Below are 24664 nucleotides of genomic sequence, written 5' to 3'. Positions count from 1 at the left end.
TGACATGATGAAACGCTCCTTCTGGCCACGCATGAAGCCAGTATCGACCTTCCAACGATTGGAAGGTCAAGAGCGCATTTCAGTCGCGAGGCGGTTCGATCGAGCCGAACATGGCGTCGGCGAGCGCGCCGGCTTCCTCGCCGCCGCGCTGACGCAAGCCCTCGACCGCGCCGATGCGGTCTGCTTCAGCCTTGTTCTGCGAAAGCTTTGCCTTGCCGACCAGCCGCGTCACCTCGATTTCGATGCCGACGATCGCGCCCAGCAATTGATCGATGAAATCGCGCGGAGCGTCGCCCATTTTCCACGGCATTGCTTCGCCCGCTTCCATCTTGCGCGTGAGTTTCGCGACGACGCCGCGCACGTAGGCTTCGTCGTCACGCACGGTGATTCGGCCATGCGCATGCACGACGAGGTAATTCCACGTCGGCACTTGACGGTGGGTTTCCTGCTTGCTCGGATAGAACGTCGGCGAGATATAGCCTTCCGCGCCCTGAAAGATCACCAGCACGTCCTCGCGCGACCCGACTTCGCGCCACACGGGATTTGCACGCGCCACGTGCGCGCGCAAGGTGCCGTGTTCGCCGATTGCGGGATCGAGTTCGAAAGGAATGTGATTGGCGTCCAGCCCATTCGGGCCATGCGTGACCAATGCGCCAAAAGGATGCGCGGCAATCAGCGCGCGCAGGGCTTCCGGGCGGTTTTCCTCGAAATGGGCGGGAATATACATGCGTCGGACTCGTTCGAAAGGTTCCAAAACATTCATGTTACGCGATGCCGTGAAGCGAGTCTCGACGAGTGGTCAGACGTATTTGCGCGACGAGTAGCGCCTTTTATGCGTGTTGTCTTGCCTATCATCAGCGGATACGTTAAAACCCCAATTTCGAGATCGAATTTTCGGCGCGCTACCTCGGGGATCAGGACGGCGGCGGGCTGCTCGTCTGCGAACCCATCGAAATAAAACCGGATTTCCATTCGAATGAATAAGCACCGACGCTGGACGTTTCCGCTCAACGCCGCTTTATGGGTCAGCACGAGCCTTTCTGCCGCGGCCTTGCTCGCCGGCTGCGCGGGAACCGCGACGTCCGAGGCGGCAAATACGGGCGGCTGGGTGAAAAACCAGGTCGTCGATGCCTACACGTTCGGCTTTCCGCTCGTCGCGTCGGACATCGCGCGGGAACGTGCAAGCGGGGCGGCGCGGCCGGGTCAGGCGCCGCTCAACACGTTCCGCCACGCCATCGCGTTGCCGCCCGCGGGCGCGACCGGCTGGCCGAGCGTCGATACACTCGATTCCTCCGCATGGCTCGATGTCTCCGCCGATCCCGTGATCGTGACCGTGCCCGCCGCGCCGCGCGCACGCTATCTCGATACCCGCGCGTTCGATGCATGGAGCAACGCGCTGTATTCGAGCGCCGACACGACGCCGTTTCCGAAGGCGCAGCTCATCGCCTTCGTGCCCGCCGGCTTTACGGGCACGTTGCCCGCCGGTGCAACGCGCGTCGAAACGCGCACGCGCTACGTCTGGCTTTCGGTGCGCGTGCGGGTGAACGGCATGCGCGACGTGCGCGAAGTCAGAAAGCTGCAGACGTCGATGCGCATCGATACGCTTACGCCCACCAAGGGCTCGCTCGCCGATCCTACTTCGACCGTGACGGGCGCGTGGCCGGGCAATGCCACGGGCCAGACGCCTAGCGTGCCGCCTTTGCCGAGCGCGGCGCCGACGGCATCGCCCGGCGCGCAGGCCGAAGCGCTCGATGCCAACGCGTTTTTCGCGCGCCTTGCCCGCTCGCTCGACGACAATCCGCCCGCCGCCGACGATGCGCCCGCGATGTCCCGCCTCGCCGATCTCGGCGTGAAGCCGGGCGAACCGGTGCAGTTCAAGAAGGCCGACGCGCCGCTTCTGGCGTCCGGTGTCGCGGATGGCCGCGCGCATCTCGCGACGGCGCCATCGAACGCGATCACGAAGAACGGCTGGACGTGGTTCGGCGACGACGTCGGCAACTACGGCACGGATTACATTCTGCGGGCTTATCTCGCGCGCCATCAGCCGTTTTCGGGGACGAAGGCGGGCGAAGCGAAGCCGGTTGCGCGCGTGGACAGCGACGGCCATCCGCTCAACGGCGCGAACACCTACGTGCTGCACTTCGCGCCGAACCAGTTGCCGCCGGTGCGCGGTTTCTGGACGCTCGCGGCCTACACGAAAGATGGCGCGTTCGCCAACGGCAAGCTGCCGCGTCTGTCGCTAAGCGACCGCGACCGCCTCAAGAAAAACCGCGACGGTTCGGTCGATGTCACCGTATCGGCCGAAGCACCGCCGCGTGCGCGCGCATCGAACTGGCTGCCCGCGCCCGACGGCGACTTTCAGCTGACGATGCGCCTCTACGCGCCCAAACCGCAGGCAAGCGACGGCACGTGGACGCCGCCGGCCGTCGAACGGCAGTGAAGCATTTGATGAACGTTTGCGCGATGCCTCGTCGTATACTCGAAGCATCCTCTACCTGACAGGGCGATGCGCCGCCGCGCGTCGCAGCGCGCATCGAATGGCAAGCGTCACCAAGTCTTCACTGGCCTCGGCCGGGCAAACCCTGCGCGGCGTCGTGCATGCACGGCGTACGCGGAAATTCGCGATTGGCCTGATCGTCTTCATGGTGGTCATCGGCCTTCTCGGCTTCTTCGTCGCGCCGCCGGTCATTCGTCATATCGCCGAGCAACAGCTTGGCAAGCAACTCGACCGGCCGGTGACCATCCGGCGCATTTGGCTCAATCCCTATTCGCTCGATTTCGAAGCCGATGACGTGCATATCGGCGAAGCGCCCGCGAATCTCGCGAAAGCGCCCGGCGCGGCGGCCGGTTTCGTCGATGTGTCGCGGCTCGTCGTGCGCACGTCGTGGTCGTCCATCTTCCGGCTCGCGCCCGTCGTCAATGAACTGAAGATCGATTCGCCGCGCATCAGCATCGTGCGTTTCGACGGCGAGCATTTCAATTTCTCCGATCTGATCGAGAAATTCTCGAAGCCTTCGTCGCCGCCATCGGACAAGCCGGCGCGCTTCTCCGTGTCGAACATTCGCGTGGAGAACGGCCGGATCGTGTTCGACGACCGGCTCCTGAAGGCGAAGCACACCATCGACCAGTTCGCGCTCGGTATCCCCTTCATCGCGACGCTGCCCTCGGCCACCGATATTTTCGTGACGCCGTTATTACAGGCGCACATCGACGGCTCGCCGCTCGTCGTGAAGGGCCGCACGAAGCCGTTTTCGGAGTCGCGCGAGTCGGAGATCGCGCTCACGCTCGACGGGCTCGACGTGCCGCAGATGGCGTCTTACGCCCCGGCTTCCGTGCCCGTCGCGGTGAAGAGCGGCAAGCTCACGACCGACCTCAACGTGCGCTTTGCCATTGCCGGCGATGCACCGACCATTCGTATCGACGGCACTGCGGATCTGGCCGATCTCGCCGTCACCGATAAAGCGAACGCACCGCTCGTCGCCGCGCGCGCGTTGCATGTGAAGATTGCCAACGCCGAGCCGTTGCGCGATATCTATCATCTCGACGAAGTGACGCTTGCGGGCCCGGATGTACGGCTCGCGCGCGATCCGTCCGGCACGCTCAACGTGCAGAAACTCGCGCCGCCGCCCGCGATGGCCGAGGTGAAGAAGCCCGAAGCGAAGGACGCGCCGCCGCTCGATCTGGCCATCAAGCACGTTGCCATCGACGACGGCAAGATCGCGTTCGACGACCAGTTGACGAAGCAGCGCGTGCAGGAAACGCTGACAGGTCTAGCCGTCACGCTCGATGGTTTTTCGACGCTCGACAAGACGCCCGCGCGCTACACGCTCAAGACGGCGTTCGGTCACGGCGGTTCGCTCGGCGCTTCCGGCAACGTCGCGCTCGCCGCCAAGACCGCCGACGTCAAGTTGGCGCTCGAAGCATTGGCGCTGCCGCCGTTGCAGCCTTATATCGCGAATTCGCTGGCGGCGCGCGTGACGAGCGGCACGCTCGGCGCGAATCTGCCGGTGTCGGTCGATTGGTCGAAGCCGGATGCCAACGTGCAGGTCGGCGCGGGCGATGTGAAACTCGACGCGCTCACGCTCGTGCCGAATGCATCGAATGGCGCGGATGCCGCCGCGCCCATCAAGCTCGATGCCGCGCTCGCGAAGATCGTCAAGGTGGATGTGCCCGCGCGTCAGGTCGCGCTCGACAGCGTGCAGTTGAAGGGACTTTCGCTCGATGCCACGCGCCGCAAGGACGGCAGTATCGACCTGGCCGCGCTCGCTGGAGCGCATGAGGTTGCGCCGGAGCCGAGCGCCACGCGCAAGATTCAGAAGGCGCAGGAAGCGGGACCGGCGTGGCGCTATCAAATTGGCCAGATCGCGCTCGATAACGCCTCGGCTAATGTCACCGACTTGACGCCCACGACGCCCGTGAAGCTGCGCATTGCGCCGATGTCGGTAGCCGTGAAGCAGTTCAGCGACGATCTCTCGAAACCGCTCGATGTTACCGGCAAGCTCACGCTCAACGGGCGTGGCGCGCTCGATATAAATGGCGCGGTCACGGTCACACCGCTCAAGCTCGCGCTGCATGTGAAGGGCGATCAGGTCGATGCCGCCGCCTTCGAACCGTATTTCGGCGACAAACTCAACGTCGATATCGCAAGCGCGTTCCTCAACGCCAATGGCGATGTCGGCTTGTCGGGCAGTGGCAAGACGCTCGCGGCTTCCTACAAGGGCGATGTTTCGCTGACAGACGTGCGCATGCAGGACAAAGCGACGTCCGACCGTTTCGCCGGCTGGAAACTGCTCGGCCTCACCAACGTAAAGGTGAATTATGGCGAGCGCGGCACGGACGTTGACGCGGCGCGCGTGACCTTCGCGAACTTCTACGGCCGCGTGTTGCTCGACGCGCAAGGCAAGCTGAACCTGAAGAGCGTCGTGGCAAGCGACAACGGCCCGCGGCAGTCGGTGACGCGCGATCAGTCGAAGCCCGAGGCCTCGGCGGCGGCATCCGCGCCGGTCGCGGCGAGTGCGCCGGTCAAGACGGCGGCTGCCTCCGGTCCTCCGGTGAACATGCGCTTCGGCCAGCTCGTTCTGCAGAACGGCCGTGTGACCTACACCGACAACTTCATCAAGCCCAACTTCACGGCGAATCTCGTGTCGATCAACGGGACCATCGGCGCATTCGGCACGCATTCGACGACGCCCGCGCCCGTCGATGTTGCCGCCAAGCTTGCCGCGAACGGACCGGTTTCGATCAAGGGACAGGTGAATCCGCTCATCGAAAAGCCCGCGCTCGACTTGACCGCGAGCGCGCACGACGTCGAACTCACCAACCTCACGCCGTATTCGTCGAAGTATGCGGGCTATCCGATCACGAAGGGCAAGCTCAACTTCGATCTGCATTACATGCTCGGCGACGACAAGCTCACGGCGAACAACCACCTGTTCATCGACCAGTTGACGTTCGGCGATCACGTCGACAATTCGACGGCGACGAAGTTGCCGGTGCGGCTCGCCGTGTCGTTGTTGAAGAATTCGCGCGGCGAGATCGACGTGAACATTCCCATTTCGGGATCGCTTTCGAATCCAGAGTTTTCTATTGGCGGGCTCGTCTGGCAAGCCATATTGAATCTGGTGCAAAAGGCGGTGACCGCGCCGTTCTCGCTGCTCGCGCATGCGTTCGGCGGCAGTGGCGAGGAGCTGAATTACGTCGAATTCGACGCAGGCTCGGCAACGCTCAACGATGCCGCGCAGAAGAAGCTGGAGACGATTTCGAAGGCGCTCGCGGATAAACCGTCGATCAGGCTGGATGTGACGGGGCGCGTCGATCCGAAAGTCGATGAACCCGCGTTACGCAGCGCTTGGCTGGATGGCCAAATCAAACGCGCGAAGGTCCGCGACATGTCGGATGGCGGAGAGAATGTGGACTGGCAGTCGGTGAAGGTATCGGATGCGGATTACGACAAGTATTTGACGAAGGTTTATAAGTCGGCGGATTTCAAGAAGCCGAAGAACTTCATCGGCTTGACGAAGTCGGTGCCGGACGCGGACATGAAGAGCGCGCTGACTGAAAACGCACCGGTCGATGAAGGCGCGTTGCGCGATCTGGCGCAGCGCCGCGCGCAGGCGGTGAAGGAGTACTTCGACGGAAAGATCGACAGCAGCCGGATTTTTGTCGTCGCGCCCAAGCTGAACGCGGACGGGATCAAGGATAAGGGCGCGGGGGAGCGGGTGGAGTTGGGGTTGAAGGGTTGAAGTGAGCGTGCTTTAGAATCGGCGTGCCTCGCGTAATGAATTTCAACAGTCGTGTTTCGACACAGGTAGACAATTGCAGGTTTGCACCGGTGTGTGTGTGCGCTACTCAGGAACTGCAATGGCCGAAACATCACGACAGCGCATGGGCGAACTGTTAAGGAAACTGTTTGAGATTCTGAAGGCGCAACCGGAGGGCTTAGCCGCAGCCCAAGCACTCAAGACGCTCGCTTCTAGCGTGACTCTTACTCCACATGAAGCGAGCTTCTATGAGAACTCCGGCGCAAGACGCTTCGAGAAGACGGTGCGCTTTGCGACTATCGCCTGCGTAAAAGCTGGGTGGCTCACCAAGCACAAAGGCATTTGGTCTCTCACTGACGAGGGCTTGTCCGCGTATGACCGTATTAAAGAGCCCGCTGCGTTTCGTCGCGAATCGGATCGACTCTACGCCCAATGGAAAGCGGCTCAACTGCGTGATCCAAGCGGGTTGAGTTATGCATCGGCCAAACTCAGCGAGCAGTCCGACTTGACGTTTGATGTTGACGCCGAAACTGCGAGCATGACTTACGAGCAAGCAGAGGAGCAGGCTTGGGGCGAGATTGAGCAGCATCTTCTGAAAATGCCGCCTTACGATTTTCAAGATCTTGTTTCAGACCTGCTGCGAGCAATGAGCTATCACATCGGCTGGGTATCGCCACCGGGCAAAGATGATGGTGTTGACATCATCGCAAACAATGACCCTCTTGGCACTCGGCCACCACGCATTAAGGTGCAAGTGAAGCGCGTCGCACATCGCGTAGATACGGACGGCCTCAAATCCTTTATTGCGATTATCAACGAGGACGACGTCGGCTTATTCATCTCCACCGGCGGCTTTACCCGCGACGCCCAATCTTTTGCACGAAATCAAGAGCGCCGCAAGATTACGTTGATCGACTCCGAACGATTGATCGAATTATGGATTCAGTTTTACAGCAAGCTTGATGATAAGGCGCGCGCCCGTATGCCGCTGACGCCCATTTACTTTTTGACGCCGCAAAGTTGAGTACCGCGTGCCGTCCATTAGTAACGGCACGCGAAAAATCTCAATGCGCCCCCGCCGCCGCCCCACCGCCGCCACCCTTCGCCACCTTCGTAATCCAAATCAGCGGAATGATCAGAATGAAGATGACCGCTGAAATGAGGAAGATATCGTTGAGCCCCATCATCGCGGCTTGAGTGTTGACGGTGAAGTTGAACATCCCACGCGCCTGGGCTTCACCGATATTCAGCGTCGATTGCGACATCCCGAGCGACTGCAAGAACGCCGGGTTATAAATATTCGCCTGCTCCGTCAGCCGCTCGTGATGCAGCGCGATCCGATGATCCCACTCGTTGCCCGCAAGCGATGTCCCCACCGCGCCGCAAAACACCCGCGCGAAATTCGACAAGCCTGCCGCCGCCGGTATTTTCGATGGCGGCAAGCCCGACAGCACGATGGCCGTGAGCGGCACGAAGAACATCGCCATCGGAATGCCCTGCAGGAGCGTCGGCAGCACGAGATGCCAGGTATCGATCTCGATCACATACTTCGAGCGCAGCCAGAATACGAACGCAAAGCCGACGAACGCCATGGTCGCGATCACGCGTGCGTCGCTGCGCGGCAGCACCTTGCCCATTACCGGCGCGAGAATTACGGCGAAGATGCCGAGCGGCGCGGTGACGAGACCCGCGTCGACGGAACGGTAGTTCAGATACTGCTGCATCCATTGCGGCAACAACACGAGATTGCCGAAAAACACGCCATAAGCGACCGAAATGGCCACCGTGCCGCCGAAGAAATTGCGTCCCGCGAAGAGCCGCAAATCGACGACCGGATTCTCCGCCGTCAGTTCCCACACGACGAAAAACGCGAATGAAATGGCTGCCGTTATCGCGAGAATGACGATGACCGGCGACTGGAACCAGTCGAGATCGCGTCCCTTGTCGAGCATGATCTGCAAGGACGCGACCCACGCGATCAGCAGCCCGAGCCCGACGATATCGATAGGCGCCTTGCGGCTCGGCGACTCGCGGTTGCGGTAGATGATCCACGTCACGCCCGCCGCGAAAATGCCGACCGGGATGTTGATATAGAAGATCCACGACCAAGAATAACTATCCGTGATCCAGCCGCCGAGCGCGGGACCGGCGATCGGGCCGACGGTCGCGGTCATCGCCCAGAGCGAGAGCGCCATCGACGATTTCTCTTTCGGATACGAGCCGAGCAGAATGGCTTGCGAGAGCGGAATCAGCGGCCCGGCCACCGCGCCCTGCAAGACGCGCGCGAAAAGCAGCACAGGCAAATTGGGCGCAAGACCGCACAACCACGAGGAGAGCACGAACATGAGGATCGCGCCGACGAACAGATGAATTTGCCCGAGTCGCTGCGTGAGCCAGCCGGTCAGCGGAATGGAAACCGCGTTCGACGCGGCGAACACCGTAATGACCCAGGTGCCTTCGTTGACCGAGACGCCGAGATTGCCGGAGATGGTCGGAATCGCGACGTTGGCGATCGACGAATCCAACACGTTCATGAACGTAGCGAGCGCCACGGCGAAAGTGGCGAGCACCAGTTGCCCGCCTTGCAGTGGTGCGGGCGCGGCCGGTTGTCCAGGGGCGGCGGGGTTCGTTCGAGGCGGCGTGCTCAATGCTTTTCCTGTGAGGGCGCCGCGGCGCTTCAACTCGCCGCGGGTGGTGAATCAAGCCGCCAGTGTGCCTGTGCCGTGGGAAAGTTGCTGAACGCCCGCTCATCCCTCACTTCGCCGAAATATCGATTTCCCCCAAATACTTCTTCGCGAACTTGTCGATCGTGCCGTCGGCCTTCACCTTCGCGATGGCCGCGTTGAGTTTGCTCTTCAGCGCATCGTCGCCCTTGCGCACGCCGTACGCAATGCCGCTGCCGAGAATCTTGTCGTCCCGCACCGGCGCGCCGACGAACGCAAAGCCGTTGCCGTCGGGCTTCGACAGAAAGCCGGTTTGTCCCGCAGGCGCGAGCACCAGCGTGGCATCGAGGCGGCCGGACTTGAGGTCCGTGTAGACCTGGTTCTGATCCTGATACGGCACGACCTTCACGCCTTCGTTTTCCCAATGCGCCTTGGCAAAGGTCTCCTGGATCGAACCCTGCAACACGCCCACGCTCTTGCCCTTTAGCGACGCGGGCGTCGGTTCGAGTCCACTGCCCGTTTTCGCGATGAGTTGCGTCGGCACGCGATACACCACCGTCGTGAAGTCGATGGCCTGACGGCGCTGGTCGGTCGCGTTCATCGCCGAATTGATGGCGTCGAACTTGCGGCCCTGCAGCGCGGGAATCAACCCGTCGAAAGAGGTCTCGACCCACTTGCAGCTCATCTGCGCCGCCACGCACACGGCGTTGCCGACATCGATATCGAGTCCTTGCAGTTCGCCCGTCGACGCCTTCGACTCGAACGGCGGATACTGCGCTTCGAGCCCGAAACGCAAGGTATCGGCGGCGAACGCCGCGCCGCTCGCGAACGAGCAGGCAAGGAATAGGGCGGTGGCGGCGTATTTGATCTTCATCGTGTCGTGTCTCGAATGTTTTTAGATGGAGCAAAGGCGGCGCGCGCCTTCGATCAGCGTGTCGTCGTCCTTCGCGAACGAAAGCCGGATCACGCGGTTGTCGGTGCCGTCGGTATAAAACGCGGACAACGGAATGGTCGCCACGCGCGCCTCGCGAATCAGGCGCAGCACGAAGTCGCTGTCGCTTTCATCCGAAATCGCGCCGTAGCGTGCGAGCATGAAGAAACTGCCCGCGCTCGGCAGCAACTCGAAGCGCGATCCCGCGAGCGATGTCGCCAGCAAATCGCGCTTGTGCTGATAGAACGGTCCGAGGTTGAGATAGCTCGATTCGTCGGCGAGCGCTTCGGCGAAAGCCATTTGCATCGGCGTATCGGCGGAAAACGTCATGAACTGGTGAATCTTGCGGATCTCGGCAGTCAACGCGGCGGGCGCGAGACAGTAGCCGACGCGCCAGCCCGTCACGTGATACGACTTGCCGAACGACGACACGATCACGCTGCGCTCAGCCAGTTCCGGGTAGCGCGCCATGCCGTGATGCGGCGCGCCGTCGAACACTACGTGCTCGTAGACTTCGTCCGACAGCACGATGATCTTCGTGTCGCGCGTGAGCGCCGTGAGACGCGCGATGTCTTCATCGGCGAAGGCGCTGCCGGTCGGATTGTGCGGCGTGTTGACGAGGATCATGCGCGTTTTCGGCGTGATGGCCGCCGCGACTTCGTCCCAGTCGATCTGAAAATTCTCCGCCGATAGCTGGATGGCGATAGGCGTCGCACCCTGAAGCTGCACGATCGGCGCGTAACTGTCGAACGACGGCTCGAAGTAAATTACCTCGTCGCCGGGATGCACGAGCGCGCTGATGGTCGCGTAAAGCCCCTCGCTCGCGCTCGCCACGACCGTCACTTCCGTGCCCGGATCGTACTGCGCGCCATACAGCTTGTGCGTCTTGTCGGCGATGGCTTCACGCAGCGCCAGCACGCCCGACATCGGCGAATATTGGTTATGTCCTGCTCGCATGGCTCGCTCGACGCCTTCGATCAGGCGCGGATCGCATGCGAAGTTCGGCGCGCCTTGAGAAAGATTGAGCGCGTGATGTTCGTCGGCAAGCTGGCCGATCACGGTGAAAATAGTCGTGCCGACGCTCGGCAGCTTCGACTCGGGGATGCAGGCGCTTTGCACGGCAAATGTCTCCGGTATTGCAGTCCGTCGATTGAACCGCGGCAATAAACCCGGAACAATCGAAACTTTGTCATACTAGCCATGCTTCGAATTCATGGCTACGTAGACAAACCCGCGAACGACCACATGAAACCCTTGCCATCCCTGGACGTGCTGAAGACCTTCCTCGTGGTCGCGCGCAAGCTCAATTTCACGCGCGCCGCCGATGTGTTGAACGTGACGCAAGGCGCGGTGAGCCGCCAGATTGCCGGACTGGAGGCGCATCTCGGCTATGCGCTCTTCGTGCGGCAGGCGCGCGGCCTCGCGCTCACGCATCATGGCGCGTTGCTCATTGCGCCGTTGCAGCAGGCTTTCGAACAGATCGCCGATGCGCTCGCGAAAGGTGGCGCACAGTCCGGAACACTGCGTCTGAAGTGTCCGACCTGCGCCATGCGCTGGGTCTTGCCGCGTGTCATTCGTCTGCAGAACGAGCGTCCGGAACTGGTGATCGAAGTGACAGCAGCCGTGTCGCACAGTGTCGAGTTCAACGCCGAACAGTTCGATGCAGCCATCGTGTTTGGCGCGCCGGCGCCAGCGCAGAAGGGTGTCAGCTCGCACCATCTGTTCGATGAAGTGTTGACGCCCGTCTGTGCGCCCGAGCAGTTCAAGGTTCGGCGGGACCGCGCGCCGACGCCCGACGATCTGGCCGGCAAGACGCTTTTGCATCCCACACGCGACCGGCGCGACTGGCTCTTGTGGCTCGGCGCTTACGGTTACGCCGGCCTTCCTTCGATGAAGGCGCAGCATTTCGACACGCTCGATCTCGCCATCACATCGGCGATGCAGGGTCTCGGCGTAACCATCGGCGACTTGTCGCTGATCGAGGACGACTTGCGCGCGAAACGCGTGATCGCGCCGTTTTCGCTGTGTGTGCCGAGCGGCGCGGCGTACTACCTCGTTTACCCCGAGCGGCCCGCGCCGTCGCCGACCTTGCAGCAGTTCGCGAAATGGCTGGAAGGGGAGGCGGCACAGACGCGTGAGACGCTCCAGGCTTACACGAACGCCGTTCAAGCCTGAGCACGTGCAACGCTTACATGCCGTGCTTCGTCACCACGGTGTCCCACTGGCCGTTCTTCACCTGATAGAGCGTCGATGACGCGTTCTTCAACGCGCCGTTGTCATCGAATGCGATCGGGCCGGTGATGCCATCGAAGGAGATCTTCTTCAACGCCGGCCGATACACCTTGGGATCGGCGGAACCGGCCTTCTCCATTGCGTTGATCGCGGCCCACGCGGCGTCGTAGCCGAACGGTGCATACGAGAGAATCGCCACCCCGAAGCGTTTCTGGAACTTGTCGCTGAACGCCTTGCCTTGCGGCAGCTTGTCGAGCGGGCTGCCGTATTCCCACGCCTGCGCGCCTTCGGCCGCGTCGCCGGCGAGCTTGAGGAAGTCGGCATCCATCACGCCGCCGCCGCCCACGAACTGCGCGGTCATGCCGAGCTGCTTCATGCGCTTGACCACGGCTGCCGCTTGCCGATCCAATCCGCCGAAGAAAATCAGATCGGCGTTGGCCGCCTTCAGACGCGTGAGCTGCGCGCTGAAGTCGACCGTCTGGTTGTCGCTGAATTCGCGCGCGACGATCGTGCCGCCTTTCGCTTTCACCGCTTTCTCGAACTCGTCGGCTTCGCCCTGACCGAAGGCCGTGCGGTCGTCGATGATGCCGATCTTCTTCGCCTTCGTCGTCGTCACCGCGTAGGCGCCGGCGTTGCCCGCGTTCTGCGCATCGCTCGAAATGACCGTGAAGACGTTTTCCAGGCCACGCGTGGTAATGGTCGGGTTAGTCGCCGCGGGATCGATCAGCGGAATGCCGGCGGTGTTGTAGATCGGCGATGCAGGCAGCGTCGTGCCCGAGTTGAAGTGTCCGACGACCACGGCCACGCCGTCATCCACGAGCTTCTGCGCGGCCTGCACGCCGATGCGCGGGTCGGCCTGATCGTCTTCCGCCGCGATTTCAAACTTCGCCGTCTTGCCGCCGATGCTGATCTTTTTGGCGTTCGCTTCATCGAGCGCGAGTTGCACGCCGTTCTGGAGATCTTTGCCGTAGCCCGCGTTTGCGCCGGTGAGCGGCGCGGCAAAGCCGACTTTCACCGTCATGTCCTCGGCGGCCGCGGCGAACGGCAGCGCGGCAAGCGCGACGGCGGCGCAGACTAGCTTGAGGCTCGTGTGGATACGCATGGTTTCCTCTCCTTGTTGGTCTGACTGACTGTTTCGACTATCGAATGGGACATCGCCACAAGTGCGCCGGCAAGAAGGGCTTTCCCCTCGCGCGCATCCGGCGCACGGTGAACGAGGCGGGACATGCGCAATTTAGGGAGCCAAATTCGCCGCGTCTTGTTGTTAAGTCGCGTGACGGATGCGGATTTCGGCATAGCGTCGGCGGACCGAATACCCAAGCGGGATGCGGCACTGCCGGATTTGAAGCAAGTCGCGCCACGACGATTCGCGCCGCGTCCCGAGAGCCTCCTGTCGCGTCGATGAAAACGCGGCCCTTGACAGAGTGCATATGCACAAATATGCTAAACGGCATGGCTACGAATCCGAACTCTTCTCTCTTCGATTGCAACTGCTTCGCAATCCGCCAGGCCGCGCGCTATGTCTCGCAGTTGTACGAGCGGCATCTGAACGTGGCCGGCATCACGGCCGCGCAATACACGCTCATGTTGGCTATCGCGCGCCGGCCCGATGTGTCGATGGCGGATCTCGCCGACGCCATGGTCATGGACCGCACCACGCTCGTTCGCGCGCTCAAGCCTTTGCAACGCGATGGCATCGTCGAAGCGGAGCAGCAGGCGGCGAGTTCGCGTGCAGTCGGGCTGCGGCTGACGTCGCAAGGCAGGGAGACGCTCAAGAAAGCGGTCGAGCAATGGCGCATCGCGCAGGCCGAGTTCGAAGCGAAGTTCGGAGAGAAGCGCGCGAAGGCCTTGCGTCAATCGCTATTCGAACTGACCGCGTCGGCTTGAGGCGAAAGCACGAATGCTCCGCGTCTGGCTCAAGAGCGCGGCTTGTTGTGCGCTTCATCGAAGCCCGCCGCCGCTTCCTGCACGTCGGGCGGAAAGTCGCCGAACTCCATGACTTGCCGCACTTCGATCACCTCGTTGTCCGAAGCGGGACAACGCTTCGCCCATTCGATCGCCTCTTCGCGCGATTTGACCTGCAGCATCCAGTAACCGCCTAGCACTTCCTTGGCTTCGGCGAAAGGGCCGTCGACGACGCGCGGCTTGCCGCCTTCGAACGAAACGCGCGCGCCCATCGAAGGGGGATGCAGTCCGTCGAGCGCGAGCAACACGCCTGCCTTCTGCAGTTCTTCGTTGTACTTCATCATTGAGGCGACGGCTTCGGCGGAGGGCAGCGTGCCCGGTTGCGCGCTTTCGTAGCCGCGCGGGATCATCAGCATCATGAAACGCATGGAATGCTCCTCGATAAGTTGCAAGCGTGGCATTTCCCCGCTCACACCATACGACGAGCCAGCCGCAAGCAAATCGACAGACGCGCGCCTTAAGCGTTTATCCCTAGCCGATTCCGGTTGCTTTAAGCGCGTCTCGCGCCGAATAATGTAATCCATTACATCTCGTTCGCCGCGGTGGCGCGCAGCATGTCGGATACGGTTCGTACACGCGAGGAAGTATCGATAGCGGATGTCGCCGAGCGCGCGGGCGTGTCGGTGGCGACGGTATCGCGCGTGCTCAACGGCCATGCGAACGTGCGCGAGACGACGCGCGAAAAAGTGCGCGTGGCGGTCGCTGCGAGCGGTTACCGCATCAACGAACTTGCGCGCAATCTTCGCACGGCGGAAAGCCGTCTGCTGCTCACCATGGTGCCGGACTTCGGCAATCCGTTTTATGCGGCTATCGTACGTGGCATCGACAGCGTGGCGCGACAAAACGGCTATTTCATGCTGATGTGCGATACCGGCGCCGACCCCTTGCGCGAGCGCAGTTACTTCGACCTGTTACGCGGACGCCGCGCGGATGGCGCAATTTGTCTCGACCCCGCCGCCGTGCAAAAGGCGCTTGCCGAAGAGGCCTCGACCTTGCCGTGGGTTGCGTGCTGCGAATTCGATCCGGGCGCGGGCGTGCCTTACGTGGGCATCGACAATCATCTTGCAGCGGGCGATGTCGTGCGGTATCTGCTTGGCAAGGGACACGAACGCATCGCGCTCATCAACTCGGGACACGGCTATCTGTACGGACGCCAGCGGCTGGCCGGTTATCGCGATGCGCTTCGGGACGCGGGTATCGAAGCCAATCCGGCGTGGCAGGTCGAACTCGAAAGCCTCGATTACGACGCCGGCGAACGCGCGGCCACGCAGCTTGCCTCGCTTGGCGAGCGCACAAGACCGACCGCGATCTTCGCCGTTTCTGACACGCTCGCCATCGGCGTGATGAACGGTCTGCGCGGCGTCGGCTTGCGCGTACCGGAAGATGTCGCGGTAGTGGGCTTCGACGATATCGCGGTGGCCGCACATGTCTATCCGCCGCTTACCACTGTCTCGCAGCCTATGCAGGCGCTCGGTGAAACGGCGGCGGAACTGCTGCTCAAGCGCCTGCGCGATCCACGCGCGGACGTGCCGGGCGTGCTGCTGCCGCATCGACTCATTCAACGAAGGAGCGCGTGAAAATGAGCCTTGCCGTGCGCTTCGAGGGAATCGAAAAACAGTTCGGGCCGGTGCGCGTGCTGCACGGCGTGAGCTTCGATCTGAAGCCGGGACGCATCCACGGCTTGCTTGGCGAAAACGGCGCGGGCAAGTCCACGCTCATGAAAATCCTCGCTGGCTACGAGCGCGCCAACGCAGGCGAGATGGTGATCGACGGAAGACGAGCCGACTTTAGAAGTTCGCGTGAAGCGGAACATGCCGGCATCGTGCTGATCCACCAGGAACTGAACCTCGCGGATCATCTCAGCATCACGCAGAACATGTTTCTCGGGCACGAGTTGCGGCGCGGCTTCTTTCTCGATGAACCGGCCATGCGCGATGCCGCCCGCGACGCGCTCACCGAAGTCGGCCTGCACAAGAACCCAGACACGCGCGTGCGCGACTTGATCGTCGCGGAAAAGCAGTTGGTCGAGATTGCCAAGGCGATGCTGCGCAATGCGCGCCTGCTCATCATGGACGAGCCCACCGCGACGCTCACGCCTTCGGAAACGCAGCGTCTTTTTGCGCTGATGGCACGGCTGAAGGAAGCGGGCGTGACCATCGTCTATATCTCGCACAAGCTTGACGAAGTGGAGCGCGTGACCGACGAAGTGATCGTCATGCGCGATGGCCGCTTCGTCGCGCGCTCGCCGACCGATGAAATCACGCGTCATCAGATGGCGAACCTGATGGTCGGCCGCGAAGTCTCTGACATGTTCCCGGACAAGCCGCCGCTCGCCGCCGATGCGCCCGTCGCCTTCAAGGTCGATCAAGCGTCGGTGCCGGGCTGGGCGGAAGGCGTGAGCTTCTCGGTGCGCGCGGGCGAAGTGTTCGGCTTCGCGGGTCTCGTCGGCGCGGGACGCACGGAACTCTTCGAAGCGCTCGTGGGTTTGCGGCCGCTGAGCGCGGGAACCATCGCGATTGAAAATGGCACCGTGAAGCTCAAAAGCCCGCGCGACGCCATGCGTCACGGCATCACTTACTTGAGCGAAGACCGCAAGGGACGCGGCCTGCATGTCGACATGGCGTTGAAAGACAATCTCACGATGATGACGCTGGAACGCTACGCGCATCCCCTCGTCGACATGCACGCGGAACGCGTGGCGCTCGATGTCGCCGTGAAGGACTTCGGCATACGCACGGGCAATGCGAAGAGCCGCGCGCGCATGCTCTCGGGCGGCAATCAGCAGAAGCTCGCGCTCGCCAAGTTCCTGCATCCCGATCCGCGCGTGATCGTGCTCGACGAACCGACGCGCGGCGTCGATGTCGGCGCCAAACGCGACATCTATTTCCTGATTCATCGCCTGGCCGCCGAAGGCCGCGCGGTGATCGTGATCTCTTCCGAGCTGATCGAACTCATCGGGCTTTGTCATCGCGTCGCGGTGATGCGCGCGGGCGAGCTCGTCGCGACGCTCGGCATGGAACTCCTGACCGAAGAGAGGTTGATCGCGCATGCGACCGGCACACACTGAAGACACCGCGCAGGAAAGCCGCCTCGCCGCTTACTCACGCATACTGTTCGGCGTCGGGCCGCTGATCGGGCTGATCGCGCTTTGCGTCGGCGGAACCATGCTAAACGGCGACTTCGCCACTTTCGACAACGCCATGAACGTGCTCACGCGCACATCGTTCATCGGCATCATCGCGGTGGGGATGACCTTCGTCATCATCTCGGGCGGGATCGATCTGTCGGTCGGGTCAATGGCCGCGCTCATCGCGGGCAGCATGATCTACATGATGAACGGGCTGCTGCAGGGCGTGCGCGGACATGCCGTGCCGCCGCTCGCGATTCTCGCGCTCGGCATCGTGCTGGCGCTCGTGCTCGGTGCGTTGTTCGGGCTCGCGCATGGCTTGCTCGTGACCAAGGGGCGCATCGAGCCGTTCATCGTCACGCTGGGAACGCTCGGCGTGTTTCGCGCGCTTCTGACATGGCTCGCGGATGGCGGCGCGCTCACGCTCGACAATTCGCTCGTCGATCTCTACGGCCCGGTCTATTACGCGAGTCTCTTCGGCGTGCCCGTGCCGATCTGGGTGTTCCTGATCGTCGCGGCGGGCGGCGCTATCGTGCTCAATCGCACGGTGTTCGGGCGTCACGTGCAGGCTATCGGCTCGAACGAACAGGTTGCGCGTTATGCGGCCATTCGCGTGGATCAGGTGAAGATCGCGACCTACGTGCTGCTTGGACTGTGCGTCGCGGTCGCGACCGTGCTCTACGTGCCGCGGCTCGGTTCGGCCACGCCGACCACCGGCCTCTTGTGGGAGCTCGAAGCTATCGCGGCCGTGGTGGTAGGCGGCACCGCGCTCAGAGGCGGCGAAGGGCGCGTGATCGGCACGGTCATCGGCGCGATTCTGCTTTCGGTCATCAACAACATCTTGAACCTGACTAGCATCATCAGCGTGTATCTGAATGCGGCGGTGCAGGGCGCCGTGATCATCTTCGTGGCCTTCCTGCAGCGTGGACGTCGATAGAAGTATCTAAAACACAGGAGACATCGTCATGAAACTCGTGCTTCGCGCGCTCGCCGCGCTTACCTTGACGGCGAGCGCGTTCGCCGTTTCCACGTCCGTATCCGCCGCCGATAAAGTCGTGCTCGGCGTCGCCATTCCGACCGCGACGCACGGCTTCACGGGCGGTATCGTCTGGTGGGCCAACGAAGCGAAGAAGGAACTGGAGAAGGCGCATCCCGACCTCAAAGTGATCGTGAAGACGGCGGCCGGCGCGCCCGAACAGGCCAACCAGTTGCAGGATCTCGTGACGGTCAACAAGATCAATGCGCTCGTGATTTTCCCGTTCGAATCGGCGTCGCTCACGCAGCCGGTCGCGCAGGTGAAGAAGAAAGGTGTATACGTGACGGTCGTGGATCGCGGCTTGACCGACACCAGCGCGCAGGACGCGTACGTCGCCGGCGACAACACCGCGTTCGGCAAGCTGCCCGCCGAATATCTCGCGAAGACGCTGGACAACAAGGGCGATATCGTCGCGTTGCGCGGCATTCCGACGACCCTCGACAATGAACGCTGGGCCGCGTTCGAAGGCGTGATCAAGCAGCATCCGGACATGAAGATTCTCGATGCGAAATACGCCAACTGGAATCGCGACGACGCCTTCAAGACCATGCAGGACTATCTCACGCGTTTCAAGCACATCGACGCCGTGTGGGCCGCCGACGACGACATGATGATCGGCGTACTGAAGGCGATCGAGCAGGCAAAGCGCACCGATATCAAGGAAGTGTTCGGCGGCGCGGGATCGAAGGAAGCGGTCAAGCGCATCATGGATGGCGACAAGCTCGTAAAGGCCGACGTCTCGTACTCGCCGAAGTTCATCTACGACGCGATCAAGCTCACCGCCGAAGCGCGCCTGAAGGGCGACAAGCTGCCGCCGACCACGATCATTCCCTCGGTGCTCATCACGAAGGAGAACGCCAAGCAGTTCTATTACCCGAACTCGCCGTTCTGAGTGGCGGGCCGGTTTCGACCGGCCCTTCGCGTTGTTCAAATATCGAGGCGAAAGATGAAGACCATCAAGGGCCCCGCGATCTTTCTCGCGCAATTCATGGGCGACGACGTGCCGTTCGACTCGCTCGCGCATCTCGCGTCGTGGGCGAAAGGACTCGGCTACGCGGGCATTCAGGTGCCGGCGGATCCGCGTCTGATCGATCTGGAGAAGGCCGCATCCAGCGATGCCTATTGCGACGACATTCGCCGCACCGTCGAGGATGCGGGCGTCGCGATCACCGAATTGTCTACGCATCTGCAAGGGCAACTGGTCGCGGTGCATCCGGCCTACGACACCTTGTTCGATGGCTTCGCCGCGCCCCATGTGCGAGGCGATCCGGCCGCGCGCACCGAATGGGCGATCGGGCAATTGAAGTACGCGGCGGCGGCATCGAAACGGCTCGGGCTCGCCGCGCATGTGACCTTTTCGGGCGCGCTCGCGTGGCCGTATTTCTATCCGTGGCCGCAGCGTCCGGCGGGTCTCGTCGAAGCCGCATTCGAGGAACTTGCCGCGCGCTGGCGACCGATCCTCGATGAGTTCGAGCACGCGGGCGTCGACGTGTGTTACGAACTGCACCCCGGCGAAGACCTCCACGATGGCGTGACCTTCGAGCGCTTTCTCGCGGCGGTGGATGACCATCCGCGCGCGAATATCCTGTTCGATCCGAGTCACTTCGTTTTGCAGCAACTCGATTATCTGGCGTTCATCGACATCTATCACGCGCGCATCAAGGCGTTTCATGTGAAGGACGCGGAGTTCCGGCCGAATGGCCGCCAAGGCGTGTACGGCGGATATTCGGGATGGGTCGAGCGCGCCGGGCGCTTTCGCTCGTTAGGCGACGGGCAGATCGACTTCAAGGCGATCTTCTCGAAGATGGCGCAATACGATTTCCCAGGCTGGGCCGTGCTCGAATGGGAATGCGCGTTGAAGCATCCGGAAGACGGCGCGCGCGAAGGCGCGGTGTTTATCCGCGATCACATCATCCGCGTGGCCGAACGCGCCTTCGACGACTTCGCGGGCAGCGGCGCGAATCGCGAGCAGTTGCGCGGCGTGCTCGGCATGGGAGAAACGCGATGAAGCGCGTGCGGCTGGGCATGGTCGGCGGCGGCGAGGGCGCGTTTATCGGCGCGGTGCACCGGATCGCGGCGCGGCTCGACGACCGTTATGAGCTGGTGGCGGGCGCGTTGTCATCGGACCCACGGCGCGCGGCGGCGAGCGCATCGGCAATCGGTTTGCCGCGCAGCTATGGCGATTATCGCGAAATGGCGCGCGTCGAGGCGGGGCGTTCGGACGGCGTGGAAGCGGTGGCTATCGTCACGCCGAATCATCTGCATGCGCCCATTGCCACGGCGTTTCTCGAAGCCGGCATCCACGTGATCTGCGACAAGCCGCTCGCGGTATCGCTGGCCGAAGGCGAGGCGCTGCAAAAGCTCGCGCGCGACAAGGGGCTGGTGTTCGCGGTGACATACACGTACACGGGCTATCCGCTCGTGCGGCATGCGCGCGGCATGGTGCGGCAGGGATTGCTCGGCGATATCCGCGTGGTGCAGGTCGAATATGCGCAGGACTGGCTTTCGTTGCCGGTGGAAACGCAGGCGAACCGTCAGGCCGTGTGGCGCACCGATCCCGCGCTCGCGGGGCCGGCGGGATGCCTCGGCGATATCGGCACGCACGCGTATCAGCTTGCCGACTATGTGACGGGGATGCGGCCGTCGGAGTTGGCGGCGGAAGTGACGACGTTCGTGGCGGGGCGGCGTATCGACGATCACGTGCAAGCGATGCTGCGCTACGCGAACGGCGCGCGCGGCATATTGTGGGCGAGCCAGGTCGCGGCGGGCGAAGAGAACGCGTTGCGCTTGCGCGTTTATGGCACGAAGGCCGGTTTGATGTTCGATCAGCAGGAGCCGAACGAATTGTGGTTCACGCCGGTGGGCGGCGCGTCGCAGCGAATCACGCGCGGACGCGTGCAAAGCGCCGAGGCGCTGCACGCGACGCGGGTTCCGGCGGGGCATCCGGAAGGGTATCTGGAGGCGTTCGCGCAGCTTTATACGGATGCGGCTGCGTGTATCGCTAGCGGGACGACGCAGGGGGATGACTGGTTGACCACGGTCGAGGATGGCGTCGCGGGGTTGAGGTTCGTGGAGGCGGTGTTGAGGAGTAGTGGGAGGGATGGGGCTTGGGTGGAGGTATCTGACTGAAGCGGTGTGCCTGCTTCAAGTCAACGACACAGTGCTATTTCCAATGGTAGGCTCTTGTCATTCATTCCTGAATGACGATCAAGGCGTTTCCTTAGCGGCCGGACCTTGAGCATCGTTTGACGCAATCGAGGTGGCAGCAGGTGGCAGCGACACTCCCTGTAATGACCGAGGCACGAATCAATCCCGCGATACTTTCCTGGGCGCTCGAGCGTTCGGGTATCGACGCGCCTGCACTGGCCGACAAGCTGGGAACACCGGCTGCACGCGTCTCTTCGTGGGAAGCCGGCGTGCGAATGCCTACCTTCAGGCAGGCCAAGCGGATTGCGGAGCTTACGCATATACCCTTTGGCTACCTCTATCTTGCCGAGCCGCCTGAAGAACCCCTGCCCATTGTAGATTTCCGGACCGTCGGCGATGGTCCGGTCAAGCCGCTCAGCACGAATTTCCGCGAGTTGCTAAACGACGTCTTGAGGAAGCAAGCGTGGTTCAGGGAATACCGGCAGCAGCAGGGCGAGCCATCGCTAGATTTTCCCGGACGGCTCGACATGCGCATCCCCGCTACCACCGTCGCGGCCAATATGAAACGCGCGCTGAAGATAACCGCGCAGGATCGCGCCGAAAGCGGCAACTGGGAAGACTACTTGCGCTTGTTGATCGGGCGCATCGAGGCGGCGGGCGTTCTCGTCATGCGTTCGGGAATCGTCGGGAACAATACGCATCGTCCGCTTTCGGTCGATGAGTTTCGTGGCTTCGCCATTGCCGATGAACTTGCGCCCGTCATCTTCGTGAATGCGAGGGACGCAAAGGCCGCCCAGATCTTCACGGTGATACACGAACTGGCTCATATCTGGCTCGGGGCGAGCGGTATATCCAACGAGCGGCTCGGGGACGTCGCGGCGCGCTATAGCGACATCGAACGTCAATGCAACGCTGCCGCGGCCGAATTCCTCGTTTCCGCCGAGGAGCTTCGCGGCCGCTGGACGCCGCGTCAGGACTTCGCAGCGCAAGTGCGCGAGCTCGCGCGAATGTTCAAGGTAAGCGGAATCGTGATCGGTCGTCGCGCGGTCGAACTGCGCTTCGCGACGTGGGACGAATTCAGCCGCTTCTACGAATCCGAACGTCGAGACTGGGCCGCGGCCGGAGCGCGCAGGACTAGCGGCGGCAATGCCTACAAGACGCTGGCGGTCAGAAACAGCAAGTTACTCACGAAGGCGGTACTGGAATCGGCTCTCGAAGGCCGCATGTTGCTGCGCGACGCAGGCAGCATGCTTGGAATCAGTCCTGCAAAGCTCAGACAACTTGCGGACAGTGTGTACGGGGAAAAGTAAGCATGTATCTGTTGGACAGCAACATTTTTATCGAGGCGCAGAATCGGTATTATGCAAGCGATATTTGCCCCGGCTTCTGGGATTGGCTGGACGACGCGAATGCGAAAGGGCTGATTGCGAGCATCGGCGAAGTCTACGACGAACTCGCGGGCAAGGGAGACAGTCTTGCGGAGTGGATCGAGGCGCGGCGCGGAACCGGTTGGTTCGTGGATGTGACAGACGAAGAAACTCAATCTTCTTTTATCGAAATCGTTCAGCATATCGAATCAATTGACCGATACACCCGGCCGAGCAGAGATCAGTTCCTTGGCGGCGCGGACCCGTGGCTCATTGCGAAAGCCCGAACGATGGGTTGCGGCGTTGCGACCCACGAACGTTTCCACGAGCACACGACCAAAGTAAAGATTCCGAATGTCTGCGTCAATTTCGGCGTGCCGATTCGCGACACGTTCGACATCTTGCGCGAGCTTCGAATTTCTTTTGGCTGGGCGCGTGCGGCCTGAACCATCAAAAAAAAGGCGGCTCCAAAAGAGCCGCCCCGCTTCAACTCAAACCAGCACCCTCAAGCCCAGTTAGCGTGAAAGCTTCCCGGCTTATCCGTGCGCTCGAACGTATGCGCACCGAAAAAGTCCCGCTGCGCCTGCACGAGATTCGCCGGCAGTGTTTCCGACCGGTAGCTGTCGAAATACGCCACCGCCGATGAAAACGCCGGCACCGGCACGCCCGCCTTCACCGCCGCCACGACGACATCGCGCAATGCGTCCTGGTACTTCGCGGCGATATCGCTGAAATACGGATCGAGTAGCAAATTGGCTAGCCCCGCGTCCTTCTCATATGCGTCCGTGATCTTCTGCAGGAAGCGCGCGCGGATAATGCAACCCGCCCGGAAAATCTTGGCGATGGTGCCGTACTGCAAGTTCCAGTCGTATTCGTCCGATGCCGCGCGCAACTGCGCAAAGCCCTGCGCGTAGGAAACGATCTTGCTCAGATACAGCGCACGCCGCACCGATTCGATAAATGCCTCACGGTCGCCGTCGAACTTCGGCGACGGACCGGTGAGTACCTTGCTCGCCTTCACGCGCTGATCCTTCAGCGACGACAAAACACGCGCGAACACCGCTTCGGTAATCAGCGGCAACGGTGCGCCGAGATCGAGCGCGTTCTGGCTCGTCCACTTGCCCGTGCCTTTCTGCGCCGCGCGATCCAGAATGACATCGACGAGATCCTTGCCGGTTTCGTCGTCTTTCTTCGAGAAAATCTTCGACGTGATTTCGATCAGATAGCTGTCCAGCTCGCCCTGATTCCACTCGACATACACTTTGCCGAGTTCTTCGTTCGACAGACCCGCCACGCGCTTCAGCACGTCGTAGCTTTCGGCGATCAATTGCATATCGCCATACTCGATGCCGTTGTGCACCATCTTCACGAAGTGACCCGCGCCGTCCGGGCCCATGTACGCGACGCACGGTTCGCCGTCCGGCGCCTTCGCGGCGATCTCGGTGAGGATCGGTGCGACGAGTTCGTAGGCTTCTTTCTGACCGCCCGGCATGATCGACGGGCCCTTGAGCGCGCCTTCCTCACCGCCCGACACGCCCGTGCCGATGAAATGCAGCCCCGACTTCGCGAGGTCCTGATTGCGGCGAATGGTATCGGTGAAATGCGTATTGCCGCCGTCGATGAGAATGTCGCCCTTGTCCAGCAGCGGACGCAGCGCGTCGATGGTGGCATCCGTGCCGGCACCGGCCTTGACCATCAACAGAATGCGGCGCGGAGTTTCGAGCGACTGGACGAACTCTTCGAGCGTGTACGCGGGCACGAGCTTCTTGTCGGGATGTTCGGCAATCAGTTCATCGGTTTTTTCGCGGCTGCGGTTGTAGACCGAAACGGCGTGGCCGCGGCTCTCGATATTCAAGGCCAGGTTGCGGCCCATGACGGCGAGGCCCACTACGCCGATAGCTTGCTTGCTCATTGCTTGATCTCCGGATGGCCGAAG

20 protein-coding genes are annotated in these 24664 nt (G+C 62.2%); 13 read left to right on the top strand and 7 right to left on the bottom strand.

All coding sequences use genetic code 11. The features are described 5' to 3' along the window. Positions 1–79 precede the first annotated feature (79 nt). Positions 80–727 carry an FMN-binding negative transcriptional regulator gene (locus P9250_RS15070; protein ID WP_310393785.1) on the bottom strand — a complete coding sequence of 216 codons (648 nt, stop codon included), beginning with the start codon at positions 725–727 and terminating at the stop codon, positions 80–82. Positions 728–976: 249 nt separating this feature from the next. Here P9250_RS15070 and P9250_RS15065 point away from each other — a divergent pair, with 249 nt between their 5' ends. The 3 genes from P9250_RS15065 to P9250_RS15055 all read left to right on the top strand — a co-directional run bounded on the left by P9250_RS15065 (position 977) and on the right by P9250_RS15055 (position 7284). After that, a complete protein-coding gene (locus tag P9250_RS15065; RefSeq protein ID WP_310393783.1) occupies positions 977–2440 on the top strand; it encodes a DUF1214 domain-containing protein in 1464 nt (487 codons plus the stop codon). 97 nt (positions 2441–2537) lie between these two features. Then, positions 2538–6242 (top strand): DUF748 domain-containing protein, encoded by a 3705-nt coding sequence (locus tag P9250_RS15060; protein WP_310393781.1) that lies wholly within the window; start codon positions 2538–2540, stop codon positions 6240–6242. Positions 6243–6360: 118 nt separating this feature from the next. After that, positions 6361–7284, top strand: coding sequence for a restriction endonuclease (locus P9250_RS15055; RefSeq protein ID WP_310393779.1), 924 nt, complete (start codon positions 6361–6363; stop codon positions 7282–7284). 40 nt (positions 7285–7324) lie between these two features. Here the strand turns inward: P9250_RS15055 and P9250_RS15050 are convergent, their stop codons facing one another. The 3 genes from P9250_RS15050 to P9250_RS15040 form a co-directional block, all read right to left on the bottom strand. Then, a complete protein-coding gene (locus tag P9250_RS15050) occupies positions 7325–8908 on the bottom strand; it encodes a DHA2 family efflux MFS transporter permease subunit (RefSeq protein WP_244829063.1) in 1584 nt (527 codons plus the stop codon). 106 nt (positions 8909–9014) lie between these two features. After that, a complete protein-coding gene (locus tag P9250_RS15045) occupies positions 9015–9797 on the bottom strand; it encodes an ABC transporter substrate-binding protein (protein WP_244829064.1) in 783 nt (260 codons plus the stop codon). Between the two features lie 21 nt (positions 9798–9818). After that, the gene (locus tag P9250_RS15040) at positions 9819–10973 is read right to left on the bottom strand and encodes a methionine aminotransferase (RefSeq protein ID WP_250493063.1); all 1155 of its coding nucleotides are present in this window, start codon (positions 10971–10973) and stop codon (positions 9819–9821) included. 126 nt (positions 10974–11099) lie between these two features. On the opposite strand from P9250_RS15040, the gene P9250_RS15035 reads away from it, so the two are divergent. Beyond that, positions 11100–12029 (top strand): LysR substrate-binding domain-containing protein, encoded by a 930-nt coding sequence (locus P9250_RS15035; protein ID WP_309850176.1) that lies wholly within the window; start codon positions 11100–11102, stop codon positions 12027–12029. A 13-nt stretch (positions 12030–12042) separates the two neighbouring features. Here P9250_RS15035 and P9250_RS15030 read toward each other — a convergent pair whose 3' ends face one another. Continuing rightward, positions 12043–13188 carry a branched-chain amino acid ABC transporter substrate-binding protein gene (locus P9250_RS15030; RefSeq protein WP_244829067.1) on the bottom strand — a complete coding sequence of 382 codons (1146 nt, stop codon included), beginning with the start codon at positions 13186–13188 and terminating at the stop codon, positions 12043–12045. A gap of 350 nt (positions 13189–13538) precedes the next feature. Between P9250_RS15030 and P9250_RS15025 the strand changes: the two genes are divergently transcribed. Continuing rightward, positions 13539–13973 carry a MarR family winged helix-turn-helix transcriptional regulator gene (locus P9250_RS15025; RefSeq protein ID WP_310393777.1) on the top strand — a complete coding sequence of 145 codons (435 nt, stop codon included), beginning with the start codon at positions 13539–13541 and terminating at the stop codon, positions 13971–13973. A 29-nt stretch (positions 13974–14002) separates the two neighbouring features. Here P9250_RS15025 and P9250_RS15020 read toward each other — a convergent pair whose 3' ends face one another. Continuing rightward, on the bottom strand, positions 14003–14419 hold the full coding sequence (locus tag P9250_RS15020; RefSeq protein ID WP_244829069.1) for a YciI family protein: 417 nt from the start codon (positions 14417–14419) through the stop codon (positions 14003–14005). Between the two features lie 186 nt (positions 14420–14605). Between P9250_RS15020 and P9250_RS15015 the strand changes: the two genes are divergently transcribed. The 8 genes from P9250_RS15015 (at position 14606) to P9250_RS14980 (ending at position 23174) form a co-directional block, all read left to right on the top strand. Next, entirely contained in the window at positions 14606–15628 is a 1023-nt protein-coding gene (locus P9250_RS15015; RefSeq protein WP_244829070.1) for a LacI family DNA-binding transcriptional regulator, read from the top strand. 2 nt (positions 15629–15630) lie between these two features. After that, on the top strand, positions 15631–17118 hold the full coding sequence (locus P9250_RS15010) for a sugar ABC transporter ATP-binding protein (RefSeq protein WP_244829071.1): 1488 nt from the start codon (positions 15631–15633) through the stop codon (positions 17116–17118). After that, a complete protein-coding gene (locus P9250_RS15005; RefSeq protein ID WP_244829072.1) occupies positions 17099–18115 on the top strand; it encodes an ABC transporter permease in 1017 nt (338 codons plus the stop codon). Before P9250_RS15010 ends, P9250_RS15005 begins: the two co-directional genes overlap by 20 nt. A gap of 28 nt (positions 18116–18143) precedes the next feature. Further along, on the top strand, positions 18144–19106 hold the full coding sequence (locus P9250_RS15000; protein WP_244829073.1) for a substrate-binding domain-containing protein: 963 nt from the start codon (positions 18144–18146) through the stop codon (positions 19104–19106). A 54-nt stretch (positions 19107–19160) separates the two neighbouring features. Continuing rightward, complete coding sequence (locus P9250_RS14995; RefSeq protein WP_250466453.1) at positions 19161–20222, top strand: sugar phosphate isomerase/epimerase; 1062 nt, start codon at positions 19161–19163, stop codon at positions 20220–20222. Continuing rightward, on the top strand, positions 20219–21343 hold the full coding sequence (locus tag P9250_RS14990; RefSeq protein ID WP_310393772.1) for a Gfo/Idh/MocA family oxidoreductase: 1125 nt from the start codon (positions 20219–20221) through the stop codon (positions 21341–21343). The genes P9250_RS14995 and P9250_RS14990 overlap by 4 nt, the downstream gene beginning before the upstream one ends. A gap of 161 nt (positions 21344–21504) precedes the next feature. Next, a complete protein-coding gene (locus P9250_RS14985) occupies positions 21505–22671 on the top strand; it encodes an XRE family transcriptional regulator (RefSeq protein ID WP_310393770.1) in 1167 nt (388 codons plus the stop codon). Between the two features lie 2 nt (positions 22672–22673). Next, complete coding sequence (locus P9250_RS14980; RefSeq protein WP_244829077.1) at positions 22674–23174, top strand: DUF4411 family protein; 501 nt, start codon at positions 22674–22676, stop codon at positions 23172–23174. A 59-nt stretch (positions 23175–23233) separates the two neighbouring features. Here P9250_RS14980 and gndA read toward each other — a convergent pair whose 3' ends face one another. Further along, entirely contained in the window at positions 23234–24640 is a 1407-nt protein-coding gene (gndA, locus tag P9250_RS14975; protein WP_244829078.1) for an NADP-dependent phosphogluconate dehydrogenase, read from the bottom strand. Positions 24641–24664: the final 24 nt, after the last annotated feature.

This window comes from Caballeronia sp. LP006 (assembly GCF_031450995.1).
GTDB lineage: Bacteria > Pseudomonadota > Gammaproteobacteria > Burkholderiales > Burkholderiaceae > Caballeronia.
The sequence above is the reverse complement of the archived record's forward strand: the minus strand, read 5'-3'. Positions and strand labels throughout refer to the sequence as shown.

Coding starts and splice junctions, on each gene's coding strand:
- P9250_RS14995 (WP_250466453.1), top strand. CDS start 19,161: ATGAAGACCATCAAGGGCCCCGCGATCTTTCTCGCGCAATTCATGGGC.
- gndA (WP_244829078.1), bottom strand. CDS start 24,640: ATGAGCAAGCAAGCTATCGGCGTAGTGGGCCTCGCCGTCATGGGCCGC.
- P9250_RS15035 (WP_309850176.1), top strand. CDS start 11,100: ATGAAACCCTTGCCATCCCTGGACGTGCTGAAGACCTTCCTCGTGGTC.
- P9250_RS14990 (WP_310393772.1), top strand. CDS start 20,219: ATGAAGCGCGTGCGGCTGGGCATGGTCGGCGGCGGCGAGGGCGCGTTT.
- P9250_RS15000 (WP_244829073.1), top strand. CDS start 18,144: ATGAAACTCGTGCTTCGCGCGCTCGCCGCGCTTACCTTGACGGCGAGC.
- P9250_RS15045 (WP_244829064.1), bottom strand. CDS start 9,797: ATGAAGATCAAATACGCCGCCACCGCCCTATTCCTTGCCTGCTCGTTC.
- P9250_RS15065 (WP_310393783.1), top strand. CDS start 977: ATGAATAAGCACCGACGCTGGACGTTTCCGCTCAACGCCGCTTTATGG.
- P9250_RS14985 (WP_310393770.1), top strand. CDS start 21,505: ATGACCGAGGCACGAATCAATCCCGCGATACTTTCCTGGGCGCTCGAG.
- P9250_RS14980 (WP_244829077.1), top strand. CDS start 22,674: ATGTATCTGTTGGACAGCAACATTTTTATCGAGGCGCAGAATCGGTAT.
- P9250_RS15070 (WP_310393785.1), bottom strand. CDS start 727: ATGTATATTCCCGCCCATTTCGAGGAAAACCGCCCGGAAGCCCTGCGC.
- P9250_RS15025 (WP_310393777.1), top strand. CDS start 13,539: ATGGCTACGAATCCGAACTCTTCTCTCTTCGATTGCAACTGCTTCGCA.
- P9250_RS15010 (WP_244829071.1), top strand. CDS start 15,631: ATGAGCCTTGCCGTGCGCTTCGAGGGAATCGAAAAACAGTTCGGGCCG.
- P9250_RS15030 (WP_244829067.1), bottom strand. CDS start 13,188: ATGCGTATCCACACGAGCCTCAAGCTAGTCTGCGCCGCCGTCGCGCTT.
- P9250_RS15015 (WP_244829070.1), top strand. CDS start 14,606: ATGTCGGATACGGTTCGTACACGCGAGGAAGTATCGATAGCGGATGTC.
- P9250_RS15060 (WP_310393781.1), top strand. CDS start 2,538: ATGGCAAGCGTCACCAAGTCTTCACTGGCCTCGGCCGGGCAAACCCTG.
- P9250_RS15005 (WP_244829072.1), top strand. CDS start 17,099: ATGCGACCGGCACACACTGAAGACACCGCGCAGGAAAGCCGCCTCGCC.
- P9250_RS15055 (WP_310393779.1), top strand. CDS start 6,361: ATGGCCGAAACATCACGACAGCGCATGGGCGAACTGTTAAGGAAACTG.
- P9250_RS15020 (WP_244829069.1), bottom strand. CDS start 14,419: ATGCGTTTCATGATGCTGATGATCCCGCGCGGCTACGAAAGCGCGCAA.